The 26,076-nt window shown below is 70.8% G+C and carries 30 protein-coding genes and 1 tRNA gene; 11 read left to right on the forward strand and 20 right to left on the reverse strand.

Annotated features, from left to right (window positions below):
* Window positions 1–170 precede the first annotated feature (170 nt).
* Window positions 171–350: a hypothetical protein gene (locus tag ABZY44_RS09300; RefSeq protein WP_356651586.1), complete on the forward strand. Its 180-nt coding sequence runs from the start codon at window positions 171–173 to the stop codon at window positions 348–350.
* 129 nt (window positions 351–479) lie between these two features.
* Entirely contained in the window at window positions 480–779 is a 300-nt protein-coding gene (locus ABZY44_RS09305) for a hypothetical protein (RefSeq protein WP_356651588.1), read from the forward strand.
* Between the two features lie 109 nt (window positions 780–888).
* Here the strand turns inward: ABZY44_RS09305 and ABZY44_RS09310 are convergent, their stop codons facing one another.
* The 5 genes from ABZY44_RS09310 to ABZY44_RS09330 all read right to left on the reverse strand — a co-directional run bounded on the left by ABZY44_RS09310 (window position 889) and on the right by ABZY44_RS09330 (window position 6,149).
* Window positions 889–2,193 carry a DUF445 domain-containing protein gene (locus tag ABZY44_RS09310; protein ID WP_356651590.1) on the reverse strand — a complete coding sequence of 435 codons (1,305 nt, stop codon included), beginning with the start codon at window positions 2,191–2,193 and terminating at the stop codon, window positions 889–891.
* Between the two features lie 220 nt (window positions 2,194–2,413).
* Window positions 2,414–3,175 carry a DUF1707 domain-containing protein gene (locus ABZY44_RS09315; protein ID WP_356651592.1) on the reverse strand — a complete coding sequence of 254 codons (762 nt, stop codon included), beginning with the start codon at window positions 3,173–3,175 and terminating at the stop codon, window positions 2,414–2,416.
* 153 nt (window positions 3,176–3,328) lie between these two features.
* Window positions 3,329–4,303: an ATP-binding cassette domain-containing protein gene (locus ABZY44_RS09320; RefSeq protein ID WP_356651594.1), complete on the reverse strand. Its 975-nt coding sequence runs from the start codon at window positions 4,301–4,303 to the stop codon at window positions 3,329–3,331.
* A gap of 6 nt (window positions 4,304–4,309) precedes the next feature.
* Entirely contained in the window at window positions 4,310–5,149 is an 840-nt protein-coding gene (locus tag ABZY44_RS09325; protein WP_356651659.1) for an ABC transporter permease, read from the reverse strand.
* Between the two features lie 196 nt (window positions 5,150–5,345).
* Window positions 5,346–6,149, reverse strand: coding sequence for an ABC-2 family transporter protein (locus ABZY44_RS09330; RefSeq protein WP_356651661.1), 804 nt, complete (start codon window positions 6,147–6,149; stop codon window positions 5,346–5,348).
* A gap of 487 nt (window positions 6,150–6,636) precedes the next feature.
* Here ABZY44_RS09330 and ABZY44_RS09335 point away from each other — a divergent pair, with 487 nt between their 5' ends.
* Window positions 6,637–8,928 carry a transglycosylase domain-containing protein gene (locus tag ABZY44_RS09335; protein ID WP_356651663.1) on the forward strand — a complete coding sequence of 764 codons (2,292 nt, stop codon included), beginning with the start codon at window positions 6,637–6,639 and terminating at the stop codon, window positions 8,926–8,928.
* A 15-nt stretch (window positions 8,929–8,943) separates the two neighbouring features.
* On the opposite strand, the gene ABZY44_RS09340 is transcribed toward ABZY44_RS09335, so the two are convergent.
* From ABZY44_RS09340 to ABZY44_RS09350, 3 genes are all read right to left on the reverse strand, one after another.
* Window positions 8,944–9,264, reverse strand: a complete 321-nt coding sequence (locus tag ABZY44_RS09340) for a multidrug efflux SMR transporter (protein ID WP_356651596.1) — start codon at window positions 9,262–9,264, stop codon at window positions 8,944–8,946.
* A 219-nt stretch (window positions 9,265–9,483) separates the two neighbouring features.
* Window positions 9,484–9,828: a co-chaperone GroES gene (locus ABZY44_RS09345; protein WP_356651598.1), complete on the reverse strand. Its 345-nt coding sequence runs from the start codon at window positions 9,826–9,828 to the stop codon at window positions 9,484–9,486.
* A gap of 46 nt (window positions 9,829–9,874) precedes the next feature.
* The gene (locus tag ABZY44_RS09350; RefSeq protein WP_356651600.1) at window positions 9,875–10,192 is read right to left on the reverse strand and encodes a DUF3618 domain-containing protein; all 318 of its coding nucleotides are present in this window, start codon (window positions 10,190–10,192) and stop codon (window positions 9,875–9,877) included.
* Window positions 10,193–10,305: 113 nt separating this feature from the next.
* Between ABZY44_RS09350 and bcp the strand changes: the two genes are divergently transcribed.
* The 3 genes from bcp to ABZY44_RS09365 all read left to right on the forward strand — a co-directional run bounded on the left by bcp (window position 10,306) and on the right by ABZY44_RS09365 (window position 12,063).
* Window positions 10,306–10,773 carry a thioredoxin-dependent thiol peroxidase gene (gene bcp / locus ABZY44_RS09355; RefSeq protein WP_356651602.1) on the forward strand — a complete coding sequence of 156 codons (468 nt, stop codon included), beginning with the start codon at window positions 10,306–10,308 and terminating at the stop codon, window positions 10,771–10,773.
* 144 nt (window positions 10,774–10,917) lie between these two features.
* Entirely contained in the window at window positions 10,918–11,931 is a 1,014-nt protein-coding gene (locus tag ABZY44_RS09360) for an HNH endonuclease (protein ID WP_356651604.1), read from the forward strand.
* 48 nt (window positions 11,932–11,979) lie between these two features.
* Window positions 11,980–12,063: transfer RNA gene (locus ABZY44_RS09365), tRNA-Leu, on the forward strand.
* Between the two features lie 61 nt (window positions 12,064–12,124).
* Here the strand turns inward: ABZY44_RS09365 and rdgB are convergent.
* The 4 genes from rdgB to ABZY44_RS09385 all read right to left on the reverse strand — a co-directional run bounded on the left by rdgB (window position 12,125) and on the right by ABZY44_RS09385 (window position 14,520).
* Window positions 12,125–12,745, reverse strand: coding sequence for an RdgB/HAM1 family non-canonical purine NTP pyrophosphatase (rdgB, locus tag ABZY44_RS09370; RefSeq protein ID WP_356651606.1), 621 nt, complete (start codon window positions 12,743–12,745; stop codon window positions 12,125–12,127).
* Window positions 12,746–12,802: 57 nt separating this feature from the next.
* Window positions 12,803–13,189, reverse strand: coding sequence for a hypothetical protein (locus ABZY44_RS09375; protein WP_356651608.1), 387 nt, complete (start codon window positions 13,187–13,189; stop codon window positions 12,803–12,805).
* Between the two features lie 127 nt (window positions 13,190–13,316).
* Window positions 13,317–14,048 (reverse strand): ribonuclease PH, encoded by a 732-nt coding sequence (rph, locus tag ABZY44_RS09380; protein WP_356651610.1) that lies wholly within the window; start codon window positions 14,046–14,048, stop codon window positions 13,317–13,319.
* Window positions 14,049–14,175: 127 nt separating this feature from the next.
* Window positions 14,176–14,520, reverse strand: a complete 345-nt coding sequence (locus ABZY44_RS09385) for a PTS glucose/sucrose transporter subunit IIB (protein ID WP_356651612.1) — start codon at window positions 14,518–14,520, stop codon at window positions 14,176–14,178.
* 164 nt (window positions 14,521–14,684) lie between these two features.
* On the opposite strand from ABZY44_RS09385, the gene ABZY44_RS09390 reads away from it, so the two are divergent.
* On the forward strand, window positions 14,685–15,986 hold the full coding sequence (locus tag ABZY44_RS09390; RefSeq protein ID WP_356651614.1) for a PTS transporter subunit EIIC: 1,302 nt from the start codon (window positions 14,685–14,687) through the stop codon (window positions 15,984–15,986).
* Between the two features lie 418 nt (window positions 15,987–16,404).
* Window positions 16,405–17,670: a PTS transporter subunit EIIC gene (locus tag ABZY44_RS09395; protein ID WP_356651616.1), complete on the forward strand. Its 1,266-nt coding sequence runs from the start codon at window positions 16,405–16,407 to the stop codon at window positions 17,668–17,670.
* A 164-nt stretch (window positions 17,671–17,834) separates the two neighbouring features.
* Here ABZY44_RS09395 and ABZY44_RS09400 read toward each other — a convergent pair whose 3' ends face one another.
* The gene (locus ABZY44_RS09400; RefSeq protein ID WP_356651618.1) at window positions 17,835–18,587 is read right to left on the reverse strand and encodes an MBL fold metallo-hydrolase; all 753 of its coding nucleotides are present in this window, start codon (window positions 18,585–18,587) and stop codon (window positions 17,835–17,837) included.
* Window positions 18,588–18,881: 294 nt separating this feature from the next.
* Between ABZY44_RS09400 and ABZY44_RS09405 the strand changes: the two genes are divergently transcribed.
* Both ABZY44_RS09405 and ABZY44_RS09410 read left to right on the forward strand, forming a co-directional pair.
* Window positions 18,882–19,283 (forward strand): hypothetical protein, encoded by a 402-nt coding sequence (locus ABZY44_RS09405; RefSeq protein ID WP_356651620.1) that lies wholly within the window; start codon window positions 18,882–18,884, stop codon window positions 19,281–19,283.
* Window positions 19,280–19,615: a DUF488 family protein gene (locus ABZY44_RS09410; RefSeq protein ID WP_356651621.1), complete on the forward strand. Its 336-nt coding sequence runs from the start codon at window positions 19,280–19,282 to the stop codon at window positions 19,613–19,615. Before ABZY44_RS09405 ends, ABZY44_RS09410 begins: the two co-directional genes overlap by 4 nt.
* Window positions 19,616–19,825: 210 nt before the next feature.
* Here the strand turns inward: ABZY44_RS09410 and ABZY44_RS09415 are convergent, their stop codons facing one another.
* From ABZY44_RS09415 to clpS, 7 genes are all read right to left on the reverse strand, one after another.
* Entirely contained in the window at window positions 19,826–20,776 is a 951-nt protein-coding gene (locus tag ABZY44_RS09415) for a cysteine synthase (protein ID WP_356651623.1), read from the reverse strand.
* The gene (locus ABZY44_RS09420; RefSeq protein ID WP_356651625.1) at window positions 20,776–21,063 is read right to left on the reverse strand and encodes a MoaD/ThiS family protein; all 288 of its coding nucleotides are present in this window, start codon (window positions 21,061–21,063) and stop codon (window positions 20,776–20,778) included. Before ABZY44_RS09420 ends, ABZY44_RS09415 begins: the two co-directional genes overlap by 1 nt.
* 93 nt (window positions 21,064–21,156) lie before the next feature.
* The gene (locus ABZY44_RS09425; RefSeq protein ID WP_310941867.1) at window positions 21,157–21,264 is read right to left on the reverse strand and encodes a putative leader peptide; all 108 of its coding nucleotides are present in this window, start codon (window positions 21,262–21,264) and stop codon (window positions 21,157–21,159) included.
* Window positions 21,265–21,352: 88 nt separating this feature from the next.
* Window positions 21,353–21,775 (reverse strand): M67 family metallopeptidase, encoded by a 423-nt coding sequence (locus ABZY44_RS09430; protein ID WP_356651627.1) that lies wholly within the window; start codon window positions 21,773–21,775, stop codon window positions 21,353–21,355.
* A 134-nt stretch (window positions 21,776–21,909) separates the two neighbouring features.
* Window positions 21,910–23,334, reverse strand: coding sequence for an amino acid permease (locus ABZY44_RS09435; protein WP_356651629.1), 1,425 nt, complete (start codon window positions 23,332–23,334; stop codon window positions 21,910–21,912).
* 353 nt (window positions 23,335–23,687) lie between these two features.
* Window positions 23,688–24,290 (reverse strand): DUF2017 domain-containing protein, encoded by a 603-nt coding sequence (locus tag ABZY44_RS09440; RefSeq protein ID WP_356651631.1) that lies wholly within the window; start codon window positions 24,288–24,290, stop codon window positions 23,688–23,690.
* The gene (gene clpS, locus ABZY44_RS09445) at window positions 24,290–24,604 is read right to left on the reverse strand and encodes an ATP-dependent Clp protease adapter ClpS (RefSeq protein WP_356651633.1); all 315 of its coding nucleotides are present in this window, start codon (window positions 24,602–24,604) and stop codon (window positions 24,290–24,292) included. The genes ABZY44_RS09440 and clpS overlap by 1 nt, the downstream gene beginning before the upstream one ends.
* Window positions 24,605–24,684: 80 nt before the next feature.
* On the opposite strand from clpS, the gene ABZY44_RS09450 reads away from it, so the two are divergent.
* Entirely contained in the window at window positions 24,685–26,013 is a 1,329-nt protein-coding gene (locus ABZY44_RS09450) for a nicotinate phosphoribosyltransferase (RefSeq protein ID WP_356651635.1), read from the forward strand.
* Window positions 26,014–26,076 lie beyond the last annotated feature (63 nt).

Below are 26,076 nucleotides of genomic sequence, written 5' to 3' on the forward strand. Positions count from 1 at the left end.
TGGTGTTGAGTTTGGGGGTGGAGGGGGCTGGGGGGTTTGCCCCTTTGGGTGGGAGATTGAATTTATGCCCATCCGGTTGCCTGGGCAGACATCACACGGATCCGGCGAGTGTGCGACAAATCCCCTCCCGTCCTCCGTGTCGGGTGCGGGACGGCCGCGTTGAGCAGGGTGTGGACAGACTGTTTCGGGTCGCCGGCGGGTGCGTGCTCGCGTTCCTTCTCGTCCTGGGCGTGGTCGCGGTACTGCCGCACGGCGTACGGGAGGCGGTGCCGGATCCGGTGATCGGCGGAGCCGTGCTGGTGCTGGGCGGCTTGATGGGCGCCCGACGGATGGCCAAGGGGCCGAGTTAGCCTCATGGGAGAACGGGTGTACGCACTGACGAGCGTACGTCCTGGTGTCCGTACCGCGCTGCCGAGATCCACCGAGATCGAAGTGCGGCTCAGCACGGCACCGTTGACGACGTGAAGGAGTCGTGGGGCATGGCACGGGTACCGAGTTCCGCAGTGGCGGCCGCCGGTCTGGTCGGCGGGTACGCCGTCGCCCGGTGGACCAAGAAGCGACCGCTCGGCGGGGTCGTGCTCGGCGCCGCCGGGATCGCCGCCGGGCGGGAGTGGCACGAGCGCGGCGGAGTGCCCGTCGCGGCCGGGCTCGGCGCGCTGTACCCCGCCGGCTTCGCCGGCGCGCACCCCCTGGCCAAGAAGGTCGGCGCCTGGCCGGCCGTGTTCGCAGCCGCGGGCGTCGTGGCGGCCACGGCCTGGGCCGTCGCCGACCGCGACTGACCGAGGTCCCGGAAGCCTCACCCTGACCGCGCCCCCACCGCGTGAGTGCCCGCGCGACGCGGGGCGCGGGCACGGGGCGCGGGCGCCGCCCCCCGCGCGAACGCCCGGTCTACGCGCCCACCGCGCGCGACACCGAGTAGATCAGCAGCCCCGCCAGAGCGCCGACGACCGTGCCGTTGATGCGGATGAACTGGAGGTCGCGGCCGATGTGGGCCTCGATCTTGCGGGAGGTGTGCTCGGCGTCCCAGCCCGCCACCGTGTCCGTGATCAGCGAGGTGATCTCCGCCCGGTACGTGGTGACCACGTACACCACCGCGCCCTCGATCCAGCCCTCCACCTTGTCCTGGAGCCGGCCGTCCGTGGCCAGGCGGGCGCCCAGCGCCATCAGCGAGGACCGGACCCGCAGGCGCAGTGTGCTCTGCTCGTCCTCCGCCGCCGAGATGATCATCGACCTGACCGCCGTCCAGGTGGAGGCGATCACGTCCTGCACCTCGTGCCGCGCGAGCAGCTCCGACTTGAGCCGCTCCACCCGCGCCCGCGTCTCCGTGTCCGACTGGAGGTCGACCGCGAAGTCCGCCAGGAAGCGGTCCACCGCCCCGCGCGCCGGGTGTTCCGGCATGTCCCGCATCTCCTGGACGAAGCGGAGCAGTTCCTTGTAGACGCGGTCGCCGATCTTGCGGTCCACGAAGCGGGGGGTCCACCCGGGTGCGCCGCCCTGGACCGCCGCCTCGACCGAGTCCGCGTGGAGAACCAGCCAGTCGTGAGCCCGCGCGCACATCAGGTCCACGACCCGGCGGTGGCCGCCGTCCGCGACGACCCTCTCCAGCGTCTTGCCGATGCCCGGCGCGATCTCCGCCGTCTCCGCGCGCCGCGTGATCGCCTCGCCCACGACGGCCTGCACATCGGAGTCCCGCAGGACCGTCAGCGCCCCGCGCAGGGCCGTGGCCAGCTCCGCCGTGACCCGGTCCGCGTGCGCGGGCTCGGCCAGCCAGGCACCGAGCCGGCCGCCGATGCCGAGGGCGTGCAGCCTCGTGCGCACCACGTCGGCGGAGAGGAAGTTCTCCCCCACGAACTCTCCGAGGGAGATGCCGAGCTGGTCCTTCTTCGTCGGGATGATCGCCGTGTGCGGGATCGGGAGTCCCAGCGGCCTGCGGAACAGCGCGGTGACGGCGAACCAGTCGGCGAGCGCACCGACCATGCCCGCCTCGGCGGCGGCCGCGACGTAGCCCGCCCAGCCGCCCGCTCCGTGGTGCTCCGCCCACTTGGCCGCGACGTAGACCAGGGCCACGAGGAGCAGCAGGCCGGTGGCGATCCGCTTCATCTGCCGGACGCCGCGCCGGCGCTCCTCGTCCGCCTCGCTGAAGACGAAGCCGCCCCGTGCCGCCGCGTTCTTCGTGCTGCTGCCCTGCTCCACGTGCTCCTGCTTTCCCCCGGGCGCCGGTTCGATCTCTATAGCATCCGACTCCCGGGGCGCCCTGGGAGTTCCCGGCGCGCCGGACGGCTCCTCCCGCTTCTCGAGCTCTCGCGGCTCCCGCACCTCCTCCGGCTCCACGGGGCTGGTCGGGCTCCACGGCGGTGCTACGGCTCCACGGCGCTGCTACGCCTCCTGCGGTCCGGCGGCCCTTCCGCCGTCCCTACAGCTCCTTGCGCGGATGCGTCTTCGACTTCGAGAGCCTGTTCTGCTTCGCGCTCTTCGGCGGCTTGACCTTGATCTCGACACCACCCCAGAACGCGAAGCCCGTCACGACCACCCGCGGAGCCCCCGGCTCCACCGGCCCGGGGCTGTCGCGCTGGTCGAAGGCACCCATCACGCCGATGCCCCGTACGTCGACCTCCACACCCGGCGGCACGGTGATCTCGATGCCGCCCATGACGGCGACGCAGTTGATCACGACCTCGCGCCGCTCGAAGTTCGCCTCGCGCAGGTCGATCTCACCGCCGCCCCAGAACGCCACCGCGTGAAAGCGGGAGGGCACGGTCCAGTTGCCCTTCCGCTGGAAACCCGACATGACCGCGACGGCCATGGCGGGGCCGCCGGCCGCACCACCGACCGCGCTGCCGCCCCCGATCCGGTCCGGCCACGCGGAGTCCGATCCGGCCGGCACGTCCTTGGTCAGGCCGACCGGGCCCACCGGGGCGGCGGCCACCGGCGCCGTCGCGCCGAGCGCGGGGAGATCGCGCGTCAGCGGTTCCAGCTCCGCGTAGGTACGGGACTTGTACGTCGCCTCCAGCCGCTCCTCGAACTCGTCCATGTCGAGCCGGCCCTCGGCGACGGCGTCCCGCAGACGCTCCACCACCCGCTCCCGGTCCGCGTCCGAAGCCCGCAGGTCCGGCAGCGACTTCTCGTACGGCACCGGCTCCTGGGGCAACGGCTTCTCAGGCCGCTCGTCACTCATGAGGACCAGCCTAAGCAGTCGCCGGTGAGAGTTGTACGGCCCCGACCCGGCTCCCCCTCAGGGTTGTCCCTGATTTATCCCCGGCCCCACCGCGCAGCCCGCACAGCCCGTGCAGCCCGCACAGCCCGCACCCAGCGCTGTCACCGCCCCGCCCTACCCCCGCCCCGCGTACATCCGCGCGATCACGTCCTCGATGTCCGGCTCCCGCACCGACAGGTCCAGCAGCGGATACGCGGCCGCCACCGCCGCCACCAGCGGAGCCGCCGAGGCCCGCGCCGGGAACGCCAGCCACTGGCGCGGCCCCTCCACCTTCACCACCCGCGCCCCCGGCACCTCGATCGGCGCGAGTTCGCGCTCCAGGTCCACCACCAGCGTCCGCTCGCTCTCCCCCGCTCCGCCCGCCGTGTGCAGCCCGCCCAGCGACCCGTCGTACATCAGCCGCCCGTGGTCGATCACCATCACCCGCTCGCAGAGCTGCTCGATGTCCTGGAGGTCGTGCGTGGTCAGCAGCACCGTGGTTCCGAGCTCCTCGTTCAACTGCCTCAGGAAGCCCCGCACCTTCGCCTTGCTCACCACGTCCAGCCCGATCGTCGGCTCGTCCAGGTACAGCACGTCCGGATCGTGCAGCAGCGCCGCCGCGATGTCCCCGCGCATCCGCTGCCCCAGCGACAACTGCCGCACCGGTACGTCGAGCAGTTCGGACAGGTCGAGCCGGTCCACGCAGCGCTCCAGGTTCTCCGCGAACCGCGCCGCCGGGATCCGGTACATCCGCCGCATCAGCCCGTACGAGTCCTTGAGCGGCAGGTCCCACCACAGCGTCGTGCGCTGCCCGAACACCACCCCGATGCGGTGCGCCAGGCGCAGCCGCTCACGCGCCGGATCGATGCCGGCGACCCGCAGGCGGCCGCCGCTCGGGGTGAGGATGCCCGTCAGCATCTTGATCGTCGTCGACTTGCCCGCGCCATTGGGTCCGATGTAACCGACCATCTCCCCCCGGGCCACCTCGAAGCTGATCCCGTCCACGGCCCTGACCTGCCGTTTCTCCCTTCGTACCAGGCCCGCTCGACGCCTTACGTCGAAGACCTTCTCGACCCCGTCCAGCGCGATCAGCGCATCCTTCGTCGCCATGTCTGCTCAGCTCCCCGTGCTCCGGTACGAACGAACTCCCGCGCGCCACGCCAGCGACGCGGGCACGAACACCGCGAACGCCACCAACGGGCTCGCGAACGCCGCCCACACCGGAAGCCCGAGGGGGTCGGGCCGCCCCAGGACGTACAGCGCGGGCAGCCAGTTGACGAAGGCCAGCGGCACGATGAAGGTCGCTCCGCGCAGCAGGTCCTTCGCGAACACGGTCGGCGGGTACTGGAGCATCGTGCAGCCCCCGTACGTGAAGGAGTTCTGCACCTCCGCCGCGTCCCCGGCGACGAACTGGAACGCCGCTCCCGCCACCATCACCGCCGCGAAGATCCCCGCGCCGGCCGTGATCATCACGGGGATCAGCAGCACCTTGCCGACCGTCCAGTCGAGTTGGTCCAGTTGCGAGACCGCCCAGCCGAGCACTCCGAGGCCCTGGGCGATCCGCCCCAGCCGGCGCAGCGCGAAGCGGTCGGCCGCGACCTGGGCGAGCACCGGGACCGGCCGGACGAGCATGGTGTCGAGGGAGCCGTCGCGGATCCGGGCGCCGATCCGGTCGGTGTTGCCGAGCAGCAGGTCGGCCAGGCCCAGGGAGGCCGAGCAGGACCCGTACAGCAGCGCGATCTCGGGGAGCGTGAAGCCGCCCAGCTCGTCCACGTGCGAGAACATGATGGCGATGGCGACGAAGTCGAGAAGGGTGATCGTCGCGTTCCCGAACGTGGCGAGGAGGAAGGACGTGCGGTAGGTCATCGTCGACCGGATCCACATGGCCGCGATCAGGCCGTAGCCGCGCAGCCCTTCCACCACCCGGTTGCGCCGCGGCACGTCCAGGGGCTCCAGGACCCCGGGTCGGCCCGGCCGCCCGGGGCGCACCGCCGTCCCGGCCGCCGCCCCCGGGAACCCGGAGCCTTCCGGGCTCCCCGGGCTCCCCGGGCTCCGCACCCCCTCGCCCGTCCTCTCACCCGTCGTCTCGCCCGTCTCCGCGGCCGTCCTCTCGCCCGTCCCCTCGCCCCGCCGGTCCTCCTCCGCCACCCGCTCAGCCACCCTGGACCACCACCTTTCGCGTAGCGGCCGACTGCATCAGCCGGCCCAGCCCCAGCAGGGCCAGTGCCCAGGCGGCCTGGAAGGCGAACGCCCCCGCCGCGGTGCCGGCTCCCGCGCCCTGGCCGAGCAGGACGTCCAGGGGGACCTGGAGCATCGCCGCCCACGGCATGACGCGGACGAACTCCCCGAAGCCGCCCGGGAACACGGTCAGCGGCAGCAGCATTCCGGAGAAGAAGACCGAGGCGACGGTAGCCATCAGGTTGATGCCGGCGCCGTCCATCAGCCAGAACGCCGCCAGTCCCAGCAGGTAGCGCAGCGCGAAGCTCACCACCAACCCGAGGGTCACCGCGACCAGGAACAGCAGCCAGCGCAGCGGGTCGGCGGGCAGCGCCAGCTCGAAGGCGAGTGCGCCGACCACGAGCGGTACGACGCCGCGGCCCAGGAGTTGGAACCCGGCCCGGCCCAGGTCGCCCGCCAGCCACCACAGCTGGAGGTCGGCCGGGCGGTACAGGTCGACGGCGATGTCACCGGTCCTGACGCGTTCCTGGAACTCCTCCTGGAAGCCGCCGCCGATCAGCGCCCCGGCGGCGAGCAGTGCCTGGCTGACCCACATGAACGTGAGGGCCTGCGCCTGGTCGTAGCCTCCCAGTCCGGGGCGTTCGTCCCACAAGGCGATGAACGTGTAGGCGAGGACGAAACCGAACGCGGTGTTGGTGAACACCCCGGCCGCGGTAGCCGTTCCGTAGGTGGCGTACCGGCGGAAGCCCCCGGCCGCGACCGCCCCGTAGAGGCCCACTTCGTGACGCATGTTCGTACGCGCGCTCGGGCGCACCCGGTCCTCCGTTTCCCACGCCGTGGCTGCGTCGTTCCCACGTCGTTCCCACGTCGTTCGTACATCGGCCAAAGCGCGCGAGCTTAGTGCGGAGGGGCGATCCACGCGAAGGAATTACGCCCGTCCGAAGCGGAACCGGCGGCCATCGGGTAGACACCAGAGGTACAGATGTGGATATTTCGTACGGCGCCGAGGAGTCCCGGAGATGAGCGACCCGTCACCACCGCCCGGTTGGACGCCTCGTGATCCGGACACCCCCGAGGAACGACGTCCCGCCGACGCGGGCGCGGCCTCGCCCCAGGGACCCGAAATGACGGCCGGCGAAGCCAAGAAGGGGAAGAAGGCCGAAAGGGCGGAGCGCAGGCGCGCGACGGCGGCCGGAGCCGGCGGGGCGGGGCGGCGGACCAAGCGCAAGCGCACCGGCTGGCGCCGGATCCTGCCCACCTGGCGGATGGTCCTGGGCGCCTTCCTGCTGCTCGCCCTGCTGGTCGGCGGCGCTCTGGTGGCCGGTTACCTGCTCGTCGACATCCCGCCCGCGAACGCGGCGGCCGTCGCCCAGTCCAACGTCTACCTCTACGCCGACGGCTCCCAGCTCGCCCGCGACGGCGAGGTCGACCGCGTCAACGTGCCGCTCTCCCAGATCCCCCGCACCGTCCAGGAGGCCGTCCTGGCCGCCGAGGACCGCGACTTCCACTCCGAACGGGCGGTGGACCCGGCGGCGATGCTCCGCGCCGCCTGGAACACGGCGACCGGCAAGGGCACCCAGTCCGGTTCGACCATCACCCAGCAGTACGTCAAGAACTACTACCTGGGACAGGAACAGACCATCAAGCGGAAGGTGAAGGAGTTCTTCATCGCGATCAAACTCGGCCGCGAGAAGTCGAAGGGCTACATCCTCGAGGGGTATCTGAACACCAGTTACTTCGGCCGCAACGCCTACGGCATCCAGGCCGCCTCCCAGGCCTACTACGGCAAGGACGTCGGCAAGCTCACCACCGCCGAGGGCGCCTACCTCGCCACCCTCCTCAACTCCCCCAGCGCCTTCGACGTCGTCTCCCACCCCCAGGGGCGCCCGCGCGCCCTCGCCCGCTGGAACTACGTGCTCGACGGCATGGTCAAGAAGGGCTGGATGACGGCCTCCGAACGCGCCGCCGCCCGGTTCCCCGAACCGGGCAAGGTCCGCCCGGCCGCCGGACTCTCGGGCCAGCGCGGCTACCTCGTGGAAGCCATCAAGGACTACATCGTCGAGAACGGGATCCTCGACGACAAGACGCTCGCCGAGGGCGGATACCGCATCACCACGACCATCGACAAGCGCCGCCAGACCGCCATCGTCGACGCCGTCAACGACAAGATGGTCAGCAAGCTCGACCCCGGGAAGGTCAAGGCCGACCGCGTCGTGCGCACCGGCGCCGTCTCCATCGACCCGGCGACCGGCAAGGTCGTGGCCCTGTACGGCGGCATCGACTTCACCAAGCAGTTCGTCAACAACGCCACCCGGCACGACTTCCAGGTGGCGTCCACCTTCAAGCCGTTCGTGTTCGCCTCGGCCGTGCAGAACGACGCGCACACGCAGGACGGCCGCACGATCACCCCGTACACGATCTACAACGGCGACAACAAGCGCCGCGTCGTCGGCACCCGCATCCCCTACGCCCCCGAGAACGAGGGCCAGCTCAGCTACGGCAACATCACCGTCAACACCGCCACCGACCTCTCCGTCAACGCCGTCTTCGCCCAGATGGTCGTGGACGTCGGCACCGACAAGGTCAAGCGGACCGCCGTCGCCCTCGGCCTCCCCGAGAACACCCCGAACTTCGACGCCGTGCCGGCCATGGCCCTGGGCACCATGCAGGCCAGCGTCCTCGACATGACCCAGGCCTACGCCACCCTCGCGGACCACGGCCGCCACACCCCGCACACCTTCGTGGAGAAGATCACCAAGGCGGACGACACCGTTCCGCTGCCGCACCGCGAAGTGACCCAGGCCGTCAGCCGCGAGGCCGCCGACACCACCACGTCCATGCTGGTCAGCGTCGTCGACAACGGCACGGGCACGGCCGCCCTGGCCGCGGGACGCCCCGCCGCGGGCAAGACGGGCACCGGCGAACTGGACCGCTCCGCCTGGTTCGCGGCGTACACCCCGAACCTGGTCACCGTCGTCTCGATGATGGGTCAGGACCCGGACACCGGGACCCTGGAATCCCTCTACGGAGCGCTCGGCGAGGCCCGCATCGGAGGCGGCGGCTACCCGGCCCGGATCTGGGCGCAGTACACGAAGACGGCCCTGGCCGACAGCGACCCCGTCGACTTCGACCTGGAGCTCATGCCCGGCGCCGGCCAGCCGCCGCCTCCCTCGCCCGTCAACCCCAACCCCAACCCCCCGCAGCAGACACCGGGCGAGCGCCCCTCCGGGCCGCCGACCCGTCCCACGCCCAGCCCGCCGACGGGCGGGCAGACGCAGGACGGGGACGGGGACGGACAGGACGACGGCGGCCGGTCGACGAGCGGTCAGGACGACGGGGGCGGCGACAACGGCGGCCGGGACGGCGGCGGCCGGACGGACGGCGGCCGGACCACGGGCGGACAGGACAACGGGGGCCAGACCGCCGGCGGCCGGATCGCGGGCGGCCGGACCACGGGCGGGCTGAGCACCGGAGGCCGGGGCGAGGCCGGCGCCGCCGCAGGCGCCCGCGGCGGCTCCACGGAGGGACAGCGCCCGCCGGCGGACCTCCTGGAATGACCCCGGCCGACCGGCTCAGTGGCCGGAGGTCACCTTCAGGCCCACGACCGCGACCAGCAGCAGGGCGATGAAGAAGATCCGGGCGGCGGTGACGGGCTCACCCATCACGGCCATACCGACCACCGCCGCTCCGGCGGCGCCGATGCCCACCCACACGCCGTACGCCGTACCGATCGGCAGGGTCCTGACCGCGAGCGACAGCAGCACCATGCTCGTCACGATGCCTGCGCCCGTGAACAGGCTCGGCCAGAGCCGGGTGAATCCTTCGGTGAACTTCATGCCGATCGACCAGCCGACTTCGATGACACCGGCGATGATGAGCAGGACCCAGGCCATGACAGGCACCTCCAGAACGAGAGCGGAACGGGGGGTGCGTCGTCTTGTCATGCAGCCATCGGCACCACGGTGCACAGCGACAGCCACCCGGTACGGCGCGTCTCGTCGGGGGTGTGATTATCGTAGCAAAAACAGACGAAAGGGGCCGGTGACCATCGTCACCGGCCCCTTTCGACCATGGAACACAAGGGGGCAGGGAGGGCCCGGGCAGTCGGGCCCCTACAGGTACAGCCCCGTGGAGTCCTCCGACCCCTCCAGCCGCTCGGCGGCCACGGCGTGCAGGTCGCGCTCGCGCATGAGCAGGTACGTCGCCCCGCGCACCTCCACCTCGGCCCGCTCCTCGGGGTCGTAGAGCACCCGGTCCCCCGGCTCGACCGTCCGTACGTTCTGCCCGGTCGCGACCACTTCGGCCCAGGCCAGCCGTTTGCCCACCGCGGCCGTGGCGGGGATCAGGATGCCGCCGCCCGAGCGGCGCTCACCCTCCGGCGAGTCGGACTTCACGAGCACGCGGTCGTGGAGCATGCGGATGGGCAGCTTGTCGTGGGTGGTGGTGTTCTCGCTCACGCCCCGAACCTACCCGCCCGCGCCCGCGCCGCGCCCGTCCGGGTCATCAGCGCTTGCGTCGTGCCGAGACGACGAGCAGGCCCACGACACCGGCCACGAGCAGCGCGGCCGGCACGATCCGCTCGACGCGCGGGGCGCCGTCCTCGTGGCGCAGCCCGTCGCGGGCGTCGGTGACCAGGCGGTTCACCGTCGCCACCGCGCGGCCGACGGCGTGGTCGACGGTCCCGACCACCTTCGCCCTGGCGTCCCCCACGATCGTCTTGGGGTGGACGCGCACACCGATCTCGTCGAGCGTCTCGGCGAGCTGGTCGCGACGGCGGACGATGTCCGCCTCGATCTGTGCGGGGGTCCTGGCTTCCGGCACCGCGCTGCCTCCGTCGTCGTGGTCGGTCCCATGAGGGCGTAGCCCCTCATGAACAGTCTGTCAGCAGCTTAGTCTCGTGACCGTACCGATCCCCTCCCGAGGAGACTGTTGAGATGAGCGAGCGACTTGAGCCGGGCGACATCGCCCCCGCCTTCACCCTGCCCGACGCGGACGGCAACGAGGTCTCGCTCGCCGACCACAAGGGCCGCAAGGTGATCGTGTACTTCTACCCGAGCGCGCTGACGCCGGGCTGCACCAAGCAGGCCTGCGACTTCACGGACAATCTGGCCGTCCTGGCCACGGCCGGCTACGACGTCGTCGGCGTCTCCCCGGACAAGCCGGAGAAGCTCGCGAAGTTCCGCGAGCAGGAGCACCTGAAGGTCACCCTGGTCAGCGATCCGTCGAAGGAAGTCCTCACGGCGTACGGCGCGTTCGGCGAGAAGAAGCTGTACGGCAAGACGGTCACGGGCGTCATCCGCTCCACGGTGGTCGTGGACGAGGAGGGCAAGGTCGAGCGCGCCTTCTACAACGTCAAGGCGACGGGCCACGTAGCCAAGATCATCAAGGACCTGGGCATCTGACCCGCCCCTTCCCGACGGAGCGGCCCGCACCTCACCCGGTGCGGGCCGCTCCGTTTATCGAACGAAATCAGCCGTAACCATCCGACTATCGGTCCGTTACTCCGTACGAGGGCCGCACGTGCGGCCGGGAGACGGAGGGGGCTCATGACCGACCCGTACGAGCGAGGCACGCTGGCCGCGGCCGTAGCCGACTCACGGGGCTGGGCCGACCTGATGCGTCGCCTCCACCTCAAAGAGAGCGGCGGACAGCGTCGCGTCCTCCAGGAGAAGGTCGCCTCCCACGGGATCGACAGCAGCCATTTCTCGCATCGCAGCCCGTGGCGCAAGTACCCCGACGAGGCGATAGAGGCGGCGGCCGCGTCGTCGACCACGCTGCGCGAGGTGGCACTCAAACTCGGTCTGCGCCCCGCGACCGGCGCGCTGTCGCACCTCGTCCGACGCATGGCAGCGGCGGGCATCGACACCGGCCACTTCCCGGGCATGGGCCGCGAGCCCGTCGAGTTGCCGTTCACCCCGGCGGAACTCGCCGCCGCCGCGGCCACCGCCGACAGCGTCCGCGGGACGGCCCGGGCCCTGGGCGTGCCCGACGACAGCCGGTCCCGGGCCGCTCTCGGCAGAATGCTCAAGAAGCACGGCATCGGCACCGCGCACTTCCGCAACTCCCGGACGGCCGTCCCCGAGGACCTCCTGCGCTCCGCCGTTCCGGCGGCCACCAGCTACGCGGACCTCATGCGCACCCTGGGCCTCGAAGTGAACGACGTCAATCACCGCCGGGTACGCCGCCACGTCGTCCGGCTCGGACTCGACGCAAGCCACTTCAAGCGACGCCCATGGGCGTCGCGGACGCCGGCGGCGCCGAAGCCCGTCGCACCCGGCACCCTCACCGTCCTCCCGGAGGGATCCGCCCGATGCGGCCGCTCACGCCTTCACCGGGCACTCCAGGAGGTCGGCACTCCGTACGTCTGCACGAGCTGCGGGAATCCCGGTGAATGGCTGGGCCGACCGATCACCCTCCACATCGACCACATCAGCGGGGACTGGCTCGACAACCGGCGCGAGAACCTCCGGTACCTGTGCCCGAATTGCCACAGTCTGACCGAAACCTGGTGCCGCAACCGGCGCCCGAAGTCCGTCGCCTCCCCGACGTCGGCCCCCTAGAATGAGCGAGGCCCTATCAGATGCAGTGTCTGAATTGAGCCATATATCGCGGTTGTGGTGGAATTGGCAGTCACGCTGGGTTTAGGTCCCAGTGGGGTAAAACCCGTGGGGGTTCGAGTCCCCCCAACCGCACGCACACGAAGGCCCGGCTCACAGAGCCGGGCCTTCGGCGTTTCGGGCGGAGCCGGGCCGCTCAGCCCAGGAGTTCGCGGACCACCGGGACCAGGGCGCGGAAGGCCTGGCCGCGGTGGGAGATGGCGTTCTTCTCCGCCGCCGTGAGTTCCGCGCAGGTGCGGGTGTCGCCGGCCGGCTGGAGGATCGGGTCGTAGCCGAAGCCGCCCGTGCCCGACGGGGCGTGGCGCAGGGTGCCCAGGAGGCGGCCCTCGACCACGCGTTCCGTGCCGTCGGGGAGGGCGAGGGCGGCCGCGCAGAAGAAGTGGGCGCCGCGGTGCTCGTCGGCGATGTCGCCGAGCTGCGCGAGGAGCAGGTCCAGGTTCGCCTTGTCGTCGCCGTGGGCGCCGGCCCAGCGGGCCGAGAAGATGCCCGGGGCGCCGCTCAGGACGTCCACGCAGAGGCCGGAGTCGTCCGCGACCGCCGGGAGGCCGGTGGCCCGGGCCAGGGCGTGGGCCTTGAGCAGGGCGTTCTCGGCGAAGGTGACGCCGGTCTCCTTGACGTCCGGGACCTGCGGGTACGCGTCCGCGCCGACCAGCTCGTGCGGCAGGCCGGCGTCGGACAGGATGGCGCGGAGCTCGGTGACCTTGCCCGCGTTGCGGGTGGCCAGGACGAGACGGCTGGGAGGGGGCGTCGAGGTCATGACCCCATTATCGGCCGTTCGGCCCCCGGCTCAGCCGTCGGCCGTTCGGCCCCCGGCTCAGCCCGGAGTGCAGACCTTGGAGATTTCCTTCGCCGCGTCCGCGACCGGGGTGATGTCCGGGGTGGAGTTGCCGCCCTCGAGGGAGGTGCGGACGTTCTTGACGGCCGTGTTCATCGACGAGATGGCCTTGCTCAGGTCCGCGTTGTCCGTCTGGTCGCCGACCTTCTTGAGGTTGGCCTCGATCTGGTTCAGCGCGTTCTGCGCGTCCTGCGGGCTGTTGCCCGCCTGGGAGACGGCCTGCTGGAGGTCGTTCGCGCCGTCCGTGATGGCGACCGCCGTGCTCGCGCAGTCCATCGCCGTCGAGATCGCGTCGCAGGAGGTGACCGCGGGTATGACGAGGGCCGCGGTCAGGGCGACGGCTGCAAGGCGGTACTTCGGCTTCACTTCGGCCCCCGGGGCGAGTCTGGTGTGCGGACGTGTACTGGAACGTGGACGGGCGCACGGTTTCGACGCCGTGCGCCCGTACCCCGTCAGACGCGGGGACGCGCCCCGCGGTTGCCGGTGGACCGTTCTAGAGCGTGAGATCCAGGGCGCTCAGCTGCAGGGCCTCCAGGTCGGCGCAGCCGCCGGCGGCCAGGTCGAGGAGGGCGTTGAGTTCCTTGCGGTCGAAGGGCTCGGCCTCCGCGGTGCCCTGGACCTCGACGAAGCGGCCGTCGCCGGTGCAGACCACGTTCATGTCGGTGTCGGCCCGCACGTCCTCCTCGTAGCAGAGGTCGAGGAGCGGGACGCCGTCGACGATGCCGACGCTGACGGCGGCGACGGTACCGGTGAGCGGCTTGCGGCCGGCCTTGATCAGCTTCTTCCGCTGGCCCCAGGAGATGGCGTCCGCCAGGGCGACGTAGGCGCCGGTGATGGCGGCGGTGCGGGTGCCGCCGTCGGCCTGGAGGACGTCGCAGTCCAGGACGACGGTGTTCTCGCCCAGCGCCTTGTAGTCGATGACGGCGCGCAGCGAGCGGCCGATGAGGCGGGAGATCTCGTGGGTGCGGCCGCCGATCTTGCCGCGTACGGATTCGCGGTCGCCGCGGGTGTTGGTGGCGCGGGGCAGCATCGAGTACTCGGAGGTGACCCAGCCTTCGCCGCTGCCCTTGCGCCAGCGCGGCACGCCTTCGGTGAAGGAGGCGGTGCAGAAGACCTTGGTGTCACCGAAGGAGACGAGGACGGAGCCTTCGGCGTGCTTGCTCCATCCGCGTTCGATGGTGACCGGGCGGAGCTGTTCGGGCGTACGACCGTCGATGCGAGACATGGCACCGAGCCTAGTCGGTGCGGGGGGTGGGGCAGGACCCCCGTCGGGGGCGCGAAAAGACCCCGTCCGGGTGCGTCCGGGCGGGGTCCTTCGTACGCGGTCCGCGTGGGTGAGCCGGGGGCTCAGCTCACATCATGTCTTCGATGTCGGCGGCGATCGGGTCGGCGTCGGTGCCGATGACGACCTGGATCGCGGTGCCCATCTTGACGACGCCGTGGGCGCCGGCTGCCTTGAGGGCGGCCTCGTCGACCTTGCTCGGGTCGATGACCTCGGTGCGCAGTCGGGTGATGCAGCCTTCGACCTCTTCGATGTTCTCGATACCGCCGAGCCCGGCGACGATCTTCTCAGCCTTGGTGGCCATGTGTTTCTCCCTGAGTTCTACGAAGAACGAGTCTCGGCGGCGCCGTTGCCCTTCGGCCGGCGTTGGTGCGGCTGACCGGCCGGTGTGGTCCGCTTCGTCACGGTAACCCACGGTTGGCCCAGTTACGCGAGCGCGTGCCCGGCATCTGCCGAATGATGACGATCAGCAGCAACCTGCCCTGCGGGCGGGTGAAATGCGATCGCTTCACAAGTGGTCTACACCAGTGTGCCGCACGTGTCGCGGCTGCCAAAACGGGCCTGTCAGGGAGGACGCGGATGAGCGCGAGCAGCACCGCAGCAGAGCCACAGCCGAAGCGGTGGAACGGCCTCTTCCAAGGGCTGCAGAAGATGGGCAGGAGCCTCCAGCTGCCGATCGCCGTGCTGCCCGCCGCGGGCATCCTGACCCGGCTGGGCCAGGCCGACGTGTTCGGCAAGGACGGCCTGGGCTGGACGGACGTCGCCAAGGTCATCGCGGCTGCGGGCGGGGCCCTGCTCAACGCCGACCTCGGCCTGCCGCTCCTCTTCTGCGTCGGCGTCGCGATCGGCATGGCGAAGAAGGCGGACGGCTCGACGGCGCTGGCGGCGGTGGTCGGCTTCCTGGTGTACCGGAGCGTCCTGCGCGCGTTCCCCGAACCCTGCCCGATCGGGACCGTGGACATCGGGGGCGGCTGCCTGGGGACCGACCAGACCTTCGCCGAGTACAACTTCCAGAATCCGGGGGTGTTCGGCGGCATCGTCATGGGCCTGCTGGCGGCCTGGTTCTGGCAGCGCTACCACCGCGTCAAGCTGGTCGACTGGCTCGGCTTCTTCAACGGCCGCCGGCTGGTCCCCATCATCATGACCTTCGTCGCGATCGGCTTCGCCGTGCTCTGCCTGTGGATCTGGCCGCCGATCGGCGACGGGCTGGAGAGCTTCTCGGACTGGCTGGTGAGCCTGGGGTCGGTGGGCGCGGGCATCTTCGGCGTGGCGAACCGCGCGCTGCTGGTGATCGGCCTGCACCAGTTCCTGAACGTGCCGGTGTGGTTCCAGTTCGGCAGCTTCACCAAGCCGGACGGGCAGACCGTGCACGGCGACATCCCGATGTTCCTCGCGGGGGACCCGAACGCCGGGCTGTTCCTCACCGGCTTCTTCCCCATCATGATGTTCGCCCTGCCGGGGGCGGCGCTCGCGATCACGCACTGCGCGAAGCCGGCGCGGCGCAAGGAGGTCGGCGGCCTGATGCTGTCGGTCGGACTGACCTCCTTCGTCACCGGCATCACCGAGCCGCTGGAGTACTCGTTCCTCTTCCTCGCGCCCGCCCTGTACGCGGTCCACGCGCTGCTGACGGGCGTGTCCATGGCAGTGACGTGGGCGTTCGGGGCCAAGGACGGCTTCAGCTTCTCGGCGGGCCTCATCGACTACGTCATCAACTGGAGCCTGGCCACGAAGCCCTGGCTGATCATTCCGATCGGGCTCTGCTTCGCGGTCGTCTACTACGCCGTCTTCCGCTTCGCGATCACCAAGTGGGACATCAGGACTCCGGGCCGGGAGTCCGACGAGGAGATCGCGGTGATGCAGGCGGAGAACACCAAGGCCTGAGCCGCGGCCCGGCGGCGGCGCGGCCCGGGGTGGGGCCCCGGTCCCGCGCGAAGCCCGGGACCCCGGTCCCGCGCGAAGCCCGCGAGGGACCTGCCGGAACATGACCAAGGCCCCCTGAGCGGAGGGGCCGGAGGTACCGGCCGGAACCGACGTACGTCCCGCTCGTCGCGCCCATCCGTATGACCAAGGCCTTCGGACCCTCAGGGTCCGAAGGCCTTTGTCGTGTATGCACCCGTGTGTCCTCCCCCACGGAAGTGGAGGGTTCCTTACCTGAACCTCACGTGCTAAAACTGGTCTACACCACTGAGTGGTGTAGACCACGCGGGGCCTTTCGGCCCCCGGGGTCCTCCCCTTACCTGAGACGCCGCCGCCCCCGTTTTCCATGTCCCGGCAGCGCCTTGTCCAATGGAGGAAGTTGATGACTACGGCCACCGCCGCTCCCGCCAAGAAGCGGGGCTCCGGCCTGATCCAGGGTCTGCAGAAGGTCGGCCGCAGCCTTCAGCTGCCCATCGCCGTCCTGCCGGCCGCGGGCATCCTGCTGCGCCTCGGCCAGCCCGACGTCTTCGGCAAGGACGGCCTCGGCTGGGGCAAGGTCGCCACGGTGTTCGCCACCGCCGGTGACGCCGTCTTCGCCAACCTGCCGCTGCTCTTCTGCATCGGTGTCGCGATCGGCTTCGCCAAGAAGTCGGACGGCTCCACGGCGCTCGCCGCGCTCGTCGGGTTCCTGGTCTACAAGAACGTCCTCACCGCCTTCCCGGTGACCGAGGCCGTCATCAACACCACCGAGAACAACGGCGTCGACATCCCGGCGACCTACAACAACCCCGGCGTCCTCGGCGGCATCATCATGGGTCTGCTCGCCGCGGTCCTGTGGCAGCGCTTCCACCGCACGAAGCTGGTGGACTGGCTCGGCTTCTTCAACGGCCGCCGCCTGGTCCCGATCGTCATGGCCTTCGTCGGCGTCCTCGTCGGTGTCTTCTTCGGCCTGGCCTGGGAGCCGATCGGCGAGCTCATCGCCAACTTCGGCGAGTGGATGACCGGCCTCGGCTCCATCGGCGCCGGCCTCTTCGGCCTGATCAACCGCGCGCTCATCCCGATCGGCATGCACCAGTTCGTCAACACCGTCGCCTGGTTCCAGATCGGTGACTTCACCGACGCCGCCGGCGCGGTCGTGCACGGCGACCTGAACCGCTTCTGGGCCGGAGACGCCAGCGCCGGACAGTTCATGACCGGCTTCTTCCCGATCATGATGTTCGGCCTGCCGGCCGCCGCCCTCGCCATCGCCCACAGCGCCCGCCCGGAGCGCCGCAAGGCCGTCACCGGCATGATGCTCTCGCTCGCCCTCACCTCGTTCGTCACGGGCGTCACCGAGCCGATCGAGTTCTCGTTCATGTTCATCGCACCGGTGCTCTACGCCATCCACGCCGTCCTGACGGCCGTGTCCATGGCCGTCACCTGGGCGCTCGGCGTCCACGCCGGCTTCACCTTCTCCGCCGGCCTGATCGACCTCGGCCTCGGCTGGAACAAGGCCACCTCGCCCTGGATGATCATTCCGATCGGCCTGGTCTTCGCGGCGGTCTACTACTTCGGCTTCCGCTTCGCGATCACGAAGTTCAACCTTCCGACGCCGGGCCGCGAGTCCGACGAGGAGATCGCCGAGATGGAGAAGGCCGAGGCCAAGTAGGGCCCCGCGCCACGCCCCGGCACGACGTGGCCCCCGCTCTCCCGCAAGGGAGGGCGGGGGCTTCGTCGTACGCGCCTCCAGGGGACCCGGCGCGGGGCGGGTGCTCGCGAGGTGGGTGCGCGGGGCGGGTGCGCGAGACCGGTGCGCGGGGCGGGCGCGGAGGGTCAGACCTCGTAGACCGCGCCCGCGTGCGCCAGGTCCACCGGGCCGTCGTAGACCGCGCGGGCGTCCGCCAGGTTCTGCCGGGCGTCCGTCCACGGCGGGATGTGCGTCAGCACGAGCCGGCCGGCCCGGCCGTCGCGGGCGAACTCGCCTGCCTCGCGGCCGTTGAGGTGCAGGTCCGGGATGTTCTCCTTGCCGTGCGTGAAGGAGGCCTCGCAGAGGAAGAGGTCGGTGTCCTCGGCGAGCAGCCCCAGCTCGGCGCAGACACCGGTGTCACCGGAGTAGGTCAGCGCGCGGCCGCCGTGCTCGACGCGGATCCCGTACGACTCGACCGGATGGCGGAGCCTCTCGGTGCGGACCCGGAAGGGGCCGATCTCGAAGGTGCCCGGCTTCAGGGTCCGGAAGTCGAAGACCTCGCTCATCGAGCGCTCGTCGGGGACGTCCTCGTAGGCCGTGCACAGCCGCTTCTCGGTGCCCTCGGGGCCGTAGACGGGGATGGTGCCGCAGCGGCCGCCCTCGTGGCGGTAGTAGCGGGCGACGAAGTAGCCGCACATGTCGATGCAGTGGTCGGCGTGCAGGTGGCTCAGGAAGATCGCGTCGAGATCGTAGAGCCCGATGTGCCGCTGGAGATCGCCGAGGGCTCCGTTGCCCATGTCGAGGAGCAGCCGGAAGCCGTCGGCCTCGACGAGGTAGCTCGAACAGGCCGATTCCGCGGACGGGAACGAACCCGAACAGCCGACGACGGTGAGCTTCATGGAGCGTGAACCTCCGTGGACGGTCCGTGGACGGATGCGGGCCGTGCGTGGGTCGAGCGTAAGGCGCGAAACCTCCGGTCGCTCCTCCGCGGCGGGCCGTTGTGGGGGGAATCACCTGTGCTGTCACCCGGTGGAGCGACGGGGCGTATCGGGGTTGCCGTGCGAGTTGCCGTGCGGGTTGCCGTGGCGGTGCCGCTCCGGCGCCTCGCACGGGAGAGCGGTGCGGGGGTGCGGTACGGGTGCCGTCCGGTCCGCTGCCGTGCCGGGGGCCCCTTGCCCGGCTACGGTCGGAGTATGGACACGTCCTGGTGGCCCGCGGTCGCCGCGGTGGTGGTCGTGGTCCTGCTGGTGCTGGTCCCCCGGCGGGCACGGCATGTCGCGCAGCCGCCGCACGGGCCGGGACCACCGCCGCGTCCGCAACCCGGTGAGCTGTGGTTCCTGGAGAACGGACAGCCCTGTCTGGTCCTGGGCGTACGGAGCCACTGGGCGCGGATCGCGCGGATCACCGGGAAGTACGACGACCGGCGCTCCGGGGTGATCCCGCTGCCGCCGGGGGTGGTGGGGGCGCGGGGGGCGTTCCTGGAGGCGGACCGGGTGACGGAGGTGTCGGTATGGGAGTTCGCGCGGGCACGGCGGCTGGGGGTGGTGGACCCGGCGGTGTGGGACGAGGTGAAGGGACTCGGGTCGTCCGGGTGAAGCGGGTCTACGATCCCGCGGAGCCGGAGGCCGACGGAGTCAGGGTGCTCGTGGACCGGCTGTGGCCGCGGGGCCTGTCGAAGGAGGCGGCGGAGGTCGACACGTGGGCGAAGGCGGTCGCCCCGTCGACGGAGCTGCGGAAATGGTTCCACGGGGGCGGCTGCGTGGAGGAGTTCCGGGCGAGGTACGCGGCGGAGCTGGAGGCGACGGAGGCGGTGGCGGAGATCGCCCGCCTGCGGGAGGCCGCCCTGACCGGGCCGGTCACGCTGTTGACCGCCGTCAAGGATCCGGGGGCGAGCCACGCCGGCGTGCTGGCCGCGCTGTTGTCCTGACCCGTCGGGGGATGCCGCCCCCGGTCGCGGGCGGGCCCTGCCGCTGCGCGGGGCCCGGCCCGGGCCCTCCCCCGGACTCCGTCCGGGAGCCACCTCTTCCGCGGTTTCCCCGGAGCTCCGACACCGACCGGACGGACCCGGGGCTCCGCCCCGGACCCGCGCCTCAAACGCCGGCCTGGCTGGATTCTCCCCGCGGCGGTGCCCCGCGGCCTACGCCCAGAGCTGGCCCTGGAGGACCTCGATCGCCTCTTCCGTCGTCGCCGCCGTGTAGACGCCCGTCGAGAGGTACTTCCAGCCGCCGTCGGCCACGACGAAGGCGATGTCGGCCCGCTCGCCCGCCGCCACCGCCTTGCGCCCCACGCCGATCGCCGCGTGCAGGGCGGCGCCCGTGGAGACGCCCGCGAAGATGCCCTCCTGCTGCAGCAGTTCCCGCGTCCGGGTGACCGCGTCCGCGGAGCCCACCGAGAAGCGGGTCGTGAGGACCGACGCGTCGTAGAGCTCCGGGACGAAGCCCTCGTCGAGGTTGCGCAGGCCGTAGACGAGGTCGTCGTAGCGTGGTTCCGCCGCCACGATCTTGACGCCCGGCACGTGCTCGCGCAGGTACCGGCCGACGCCCATCAGGGTGCCCGTCGTGCCGAGGCCCGCCACGAAGTGGGTGATCGACGGCAGGTCCCGGAGGATCTCCGGACCGGTCGTCGCGTAGTGCGCGCCCGCGTTGTCCGGGTTGCCGTACTGATAGAGCATCACCCAGTCCGGGTGCTGCTCCGCGAGTTCCTTCGCGACGCGGACGGCCGTGTTGGAGCCGCCCGCCGCCGGCGAAGGGATGATCTCGGCTCCCCACATGGCCAGCAGGTCGCGCCGCTCCTGCGAGGTGTTCTCCGGCATCACGCACACGATCCGGTAGCCCTTGAGCTTCGCCGCCATCGCCAGCGAGATGCCGGTGTTGCCGGAGGTGGGCTCCAGGATCGTGCAGCCGGGGAACAGCCGGCCGTTCTTCTCGGCCTGCTCGACCATGTGGAGCGCCGGGCGGTCCTTGATCGAGCCGGTCGGGTTGCGGTCCTCCAGCTTCGCCCAGATCCGTACGTCGTCGGAGGGCGAGAGGCGGGGCAGCCGCACGAGCGGCGTGTTGCCGACCGCGGCCAGGGGGGAGTCGTAGCGCATTACTTCGATCCGCCGGCCACGGCCGGGAGGATGGTGACGTTGTCGCCGTCCTTGAGCTCGGTGGAGATGCCGGCGAGGAAGCGGACGTCCTCGTCGTTGAGGTAGACGTTGACGAACCGGCGCAGCTCGCCGCCCTTGGTCTCGTCGACGATGCGCTCCTGGATGCCCTTGTGGCGGGTCTCCAGGTCCGAGAAGAGCTCGGAGAGGGTCGCGCCCTCACCCGTGACGGCCTTCTCGCCGTCGGTGTAGGTGCGGAGGATGGTGGGGATGCGGACCTCGATGGCCATGGCAGGCTCCAGTCAGGTGGTGAGGGACGGCGAAGTGGGGCGGGGACGGCGGAGGTGCGGGCGTGAGCGTGCGGCCCCGCGGGGGCGGGCGGCTCAGGCGGCAGGACAGATGGCGCTGGCGAGGCGGCACAGATCGACGTGCAGCCGCGCCACGAGCAGCAGCCTGCCGGGCGTCTCGATGCTCACGTCGTGGGGAACCATGCGGTCATGTTAACGATTCCCGGTCCCCGGTTTGGAGTGTGATCCCGCATCGTGGACGCATACCGCTCACATGCTGGTCAGCACCCGGTCAGTAGGCCTCGACGACCTTCACTTCTTCCTCCGTGATCACGCCTTCGACGATCCGGTACGAGCGGAACTGGAACTCTCCGAGTCCGTCCGTGTCGGCCGTGGAGACCAGTACGTAGTGGGCGCCGGGCTCGTTGGCGTACGTGACGTCCGTGCGGGAGGGATAGGCCTCGGTCGCGGTGTGCGAGTGGTAGACGATGACGGGGTCCTCGTCCCGGTCGTCGAGTTCGCGGTAGAGCTTCAGCAGGTCCTTCGAGTCGAACTCGTAGAACGTGGGCGACCGGGCCGCGTTCAGCATCGGGACGAACCGCTCCGGGCGGTCCGTGCCCGCCGGGCCGGCCACCACTCCGCACGCCTCGTCGGGGTGGTCCTGACGCGCGTGCGCGACGATCTGGTCGTAGAGGGCCTGGGTGAGGGTCAGCATGAGCGACAGGATATGCAGACGGGCCCTCCCGTACCGAGGAGTGGTACGGGAGGGCCCGGATGCTGGACACGAGGCCCGGGAGGACACGGTTCCCGGCCGTGACGGGCGGCCGGGACCCACGGCTTGAGGAGCCTCTAGGAGACCTTGTCGAAGGCCTCGGCGCGCGGGGCGCGGGACTTCAGCACCAGGTACGAGACGCCCAGCAGCAGACCCCACAGCGGGGCGCAGTAGAGCGAGACGCGCGCGTCCTTGTCGACGCCCATCATCACGATGACCATGCCGATGAAGGCCAGGGCGAAGTAGCTGGTGTACGGGGCGCCCGGCGCGCGGAACGTCGACTTCGGGACGTCCCCGCGGTCGGAGGCGGCGCGGTAGCGGATCTGGCAGACCAGGATCATGATCCAGGCCCACATGCCGGAGATGGTGGCGAAGGAGACGACGTAGTCGAAGGCCTTGCCGGGGGCGACGTAGTTGATCCAGACGCCGACCAGCATGAGGGCGGCGGAGAAGCTGGTTCCGATCAGCGGGGTGCCGCTCTTGGTGAGCTTGGTGAAGAACTTCGGGCCCTGGCCGTTGAGCGCGAGGTCGCGCAGCATGCGGCCGGTGGAGTACATGCCCGAGTTGCAGGAGGACAGGGCGGCGGTGAGGACCACGAAGTTGACGATCGCGGCGCCGACGCCGAGGCCCATCTTCTCGAAGGCCGCGACGAAGGGGCTGACGCCGGGCTGGAACTCGTGCCACGGGACGACCGACAGGATCATGATCAGTGCACCGACGTAGAAGACGGCGATGCGCCACGGCACGGTGTTGATGGCCTTGGGCAGGGTCTTCTCGGGGTTCTTGGACTCGCCGGCGGTGACGCCGACCAGCTCGACCGCGAGGAAGGCGAACATGACGATCTGCAGGGTCATCAGCGTGCCGCCGATGCCCTTGGGGAAGAAGCCGCCGTCGTTCCACAGGTTCGTGACGGTCGCCGTGTCGGCGGCGTCGGAGAAGCCGAGGGTGAGGATGCCGGCGCAGATCAGGATCATGCCGACGATGGCGGTGACCTTGACCATGGAGAACCAGAACTCGAGCTCGCCGAAGAGCTTCACGGAGATCAGGTTGGCGCCGTAGAGGACGACGGTGAAGATCAGCGCGTACGCCCACTGCGGGAAGCCGTCATGGGTCCAGTAGGACATGTACTGCGCGGCCGCGGTGACCTCGGTGATGCCGGTGACCACCCAGAAGAGCCAGTACGTCCAGCCGGTCACGTACCCCCAGAAGGGGCCGAGGAACTCCCGGGCGTAGTCCGAGAAGGAGCCGGAGACGGGGCGGTACATGAGCAGTTCGCCCAGGGCCCGCATGATGAAGAAGATGACCAGGCCCGCGATGGCGTAGGCCAGGATCAGACTCGGTCCGGCCTTCGAGATGGCCTTGCCGGCGCCCAGGAAGAGGCCGGTGCCGATGGCTCCGCCGATCGCGATCATCTGGATCTGGCGGGCTCCGAGTGCGCGGTGGTACCCCTCGCCGCCCTCGGCCGTGTCGTGCTGCTGCTCGTCGACCTGTACGGAGGTCATGTCTTGGTGCGCCTTTCTCCACGCCGACCCGCGCCTTCACTGGCTCGGATCGGGTCCTCGATCCCCCCGGATACGGATGGAGTTGCACGCCGGCGATCAGCCGGTTCAAGCAGGCCGGGGGGCATGGGTGGCGCCCCGTCGGCGGTCGTGAAGATTTATCACGTGCTTACGGGTGCCCGAGGGGGAAAAATGTGACGCAGGCCGCAAAAAAATCGGGACATGACTGCCGGAAAACAAACAGATCACCACATCGTGGTGATCTGATCGTTATCCGGATTTGAGCGTCCGCTGAGCGAACGGGCCCCCGGTCCGAGGGTCGGCCGGGGGCGATCTGAGGATGATCTGAGGAAACCTCAGAGGGTTTCGATGAGGGTCTCCTGGAGGCCGCCGAGCCACAGGTAGGCCATCACCATCGGTTTGCGCGGATCGTCGTCCGGGAGCCGGAAGAGCGCGGCGCTCTCGTCGTCCTCGGTGATCTCGAGCCGGGCCGCGACGGTGAGCCGCAGGTCGTTGAGCGCGCCGAGCCAGCGCAGCGGCAGCTGGTCGGTCAGCTCCAGGACGGCGGTCCCGTCGCCGCCCGGGGTGAGCCCGTCCAGGCTGCGCACGACGGCAAGCGCGTCCTCCCGCTTGCGGGCGCGCAGGTCGTTCTCGGTGAAGCGGCGGAATTCGGCCGAATGGGCCCGCAGCTCCTCCTCGTCGGCGCCTGCGCCGGACCCCGGACCGCCGTAGGCGTCGGGGAAGAGCCGGGCGAGCGCCGGGTCGGACGGGGGCTCGGTCGGGCCGTCGGAGGCCGCGAAGAGGGCGGCGAGCGGGTCCGCCTCCGGCTCGGGCTCGGGCTCGCCGGGGCCGATGAGCTCCAGCAGCTGCACGGCCAGCGAGCGCAGGATCGAGATCTCGATCTCGTCCAGGGCGATGGCGGCGCCGCCGCCCTTCAGGGCCTCGAAGACGCCGCCCATCAGTTGCGGTCCTGGGACATGGTCGCCCAGAGGCCGTAGCCGTGCAGGGCCTGCACGTCGCGCTCCATCTCCTCGCGACTGCCGCTGGAGACGACCGCCCGGCCCTTGTGGTGGACGTCGAGCATCAGCTTGTTCGCCTTGTCCTTGGAATAGCCGAAGTACGCCTGGAACACGTACGTCACGTAGCTCATGAGGTTGACCGGGTCGTTGTGCACCAGGGTCACCCACGGGACGTCGGGTTCCGGGACCGCGAAGGTCTCTTCGGCCGACTCGGTGCGTTCGATCTCAACGGGAGCAACACTCACTTGTCCCATGCTGCCACTGAGGAGGGTCCGTCGCACAAACGGGCCCTACATCTCGTCAATCTGACGAGATGTGCGCTAGCATCCGTGACATGAACCCTGCGGACCTGGGCCTGCCGGTGGACGTGCCGTCGACAGCGCTCTTCACGGACCATTACGAGCTCACGATGCTGCAGGCCGCGCTGGCCAGCGGCACCGCCGACCGGCGCTCGGTCTTCGAGGTCTTCACCCGGCGGCTGCCCGAGGGGCGGCGCTACGGCGTGGTCGCGGGAACCGGCCGGGTGCTCGACGCGGTGGAGAACTTCCGCTTCGACGGCGCCGTGCTGGAGTTCCTGCGCGAGCGGGCCGTCGTCGACGCCCGCACCCTCGACTGGCTGGCCTCCTACCGCTTCTCGGGCGACATCTGGGGCTACCCGGAGGGCGAGGTCTACTTCCCCGGCTCCCCGGTCCTGCGCGTCGAGGGCAGCTTCGCCGAGTGCGTGCTGCTGGAGACCGTGGTCCTGTCGATCCTCAACCACGACTCGGCGATCGCCGCGGCCGCCTCCCGGATGTCCTCGGCCGCCGGCGGCCGCCCGCTGATCGAGATGGGCGCCCGGCGCACCCACGAACTGGCGGCCGTCGCCTCGGCCCGCGCCGCGTACGTGGGCGGCTTCACCTCCACCTCGGACCTCGCGGCCGGCTTCCGGTACGGGATCCCGACGGTCGGCACGAGCGCGCACGCCTTCACCCTGCTGCACGACGACGAGCGGGGCGCGTTCACGGCCCAGGTCGCCTCGCTGGGGAACGGGACGACCCTGCTGGTCGACACCTACGACGTGGCCGAGGCGGTCCGGACGGCCGTGGAGGTCGCCGGGACCGGCCTGGGCGCGGTCCGGATCGACTCCGGGGACCTGCTGCTGGTCGCGCACCGCGTGCGCCAGCAGCTGGACGAGCTCGGAGCGACGGCGACGCGGATCGTGGTGACCTCGGACCTGGACGAGTACGCGATCGCCTCGCTGGCCGCGGCCCCCGTGGACGCCTACGGGGTGGGCACGCAGCTGGTGACCGGCAGCGGGCACCCGACGTGCTCGATGGTCTACAAGCTGGTGGCGCGGGCGGCCTCCGCCGACCCGAAGGCGCCGCTGGTGTCGGTGGCGAAGAAGTCCTCGGGCGGCAAGATCTCCGTCGGCGGGCGCAAGTGGGCGGCGCGGCGGCTCGACTCCGACGGGGTCGCGGAGGCCGAGGTCCTCGGTACCGGCCCGGTCCCGGCGGCGCTGGCCGACACGCAGCTCCTCGTCCAGCTGGTCAAGGCGGGTGAGGTGGTGGCCCGCGAATCCCTGGAGACGGCGCGCGACCGCCACCGCGAGGCCCTCGCGGGCCTGCCCCTCTCGGCGTCGCAGCTGTCGCGCGGCGAGGCCGTGATCCCGACCGAGTACGCGTAGCGGGGCGCGACGGGACCCGCGCGGGCGCTCAGCGCGCCCGGGCGGGTCCGGGGCTGAGCCCCC

The sequence above is a fragment of the Streptomyces sp. NPDC006544 genome, assembly GCF_040611715.1.
Lineage (GTDB): Bacteria > Actinomycetota > Actinomycetes > Streptomycetales > Streptomycetaceae > Streptomyces.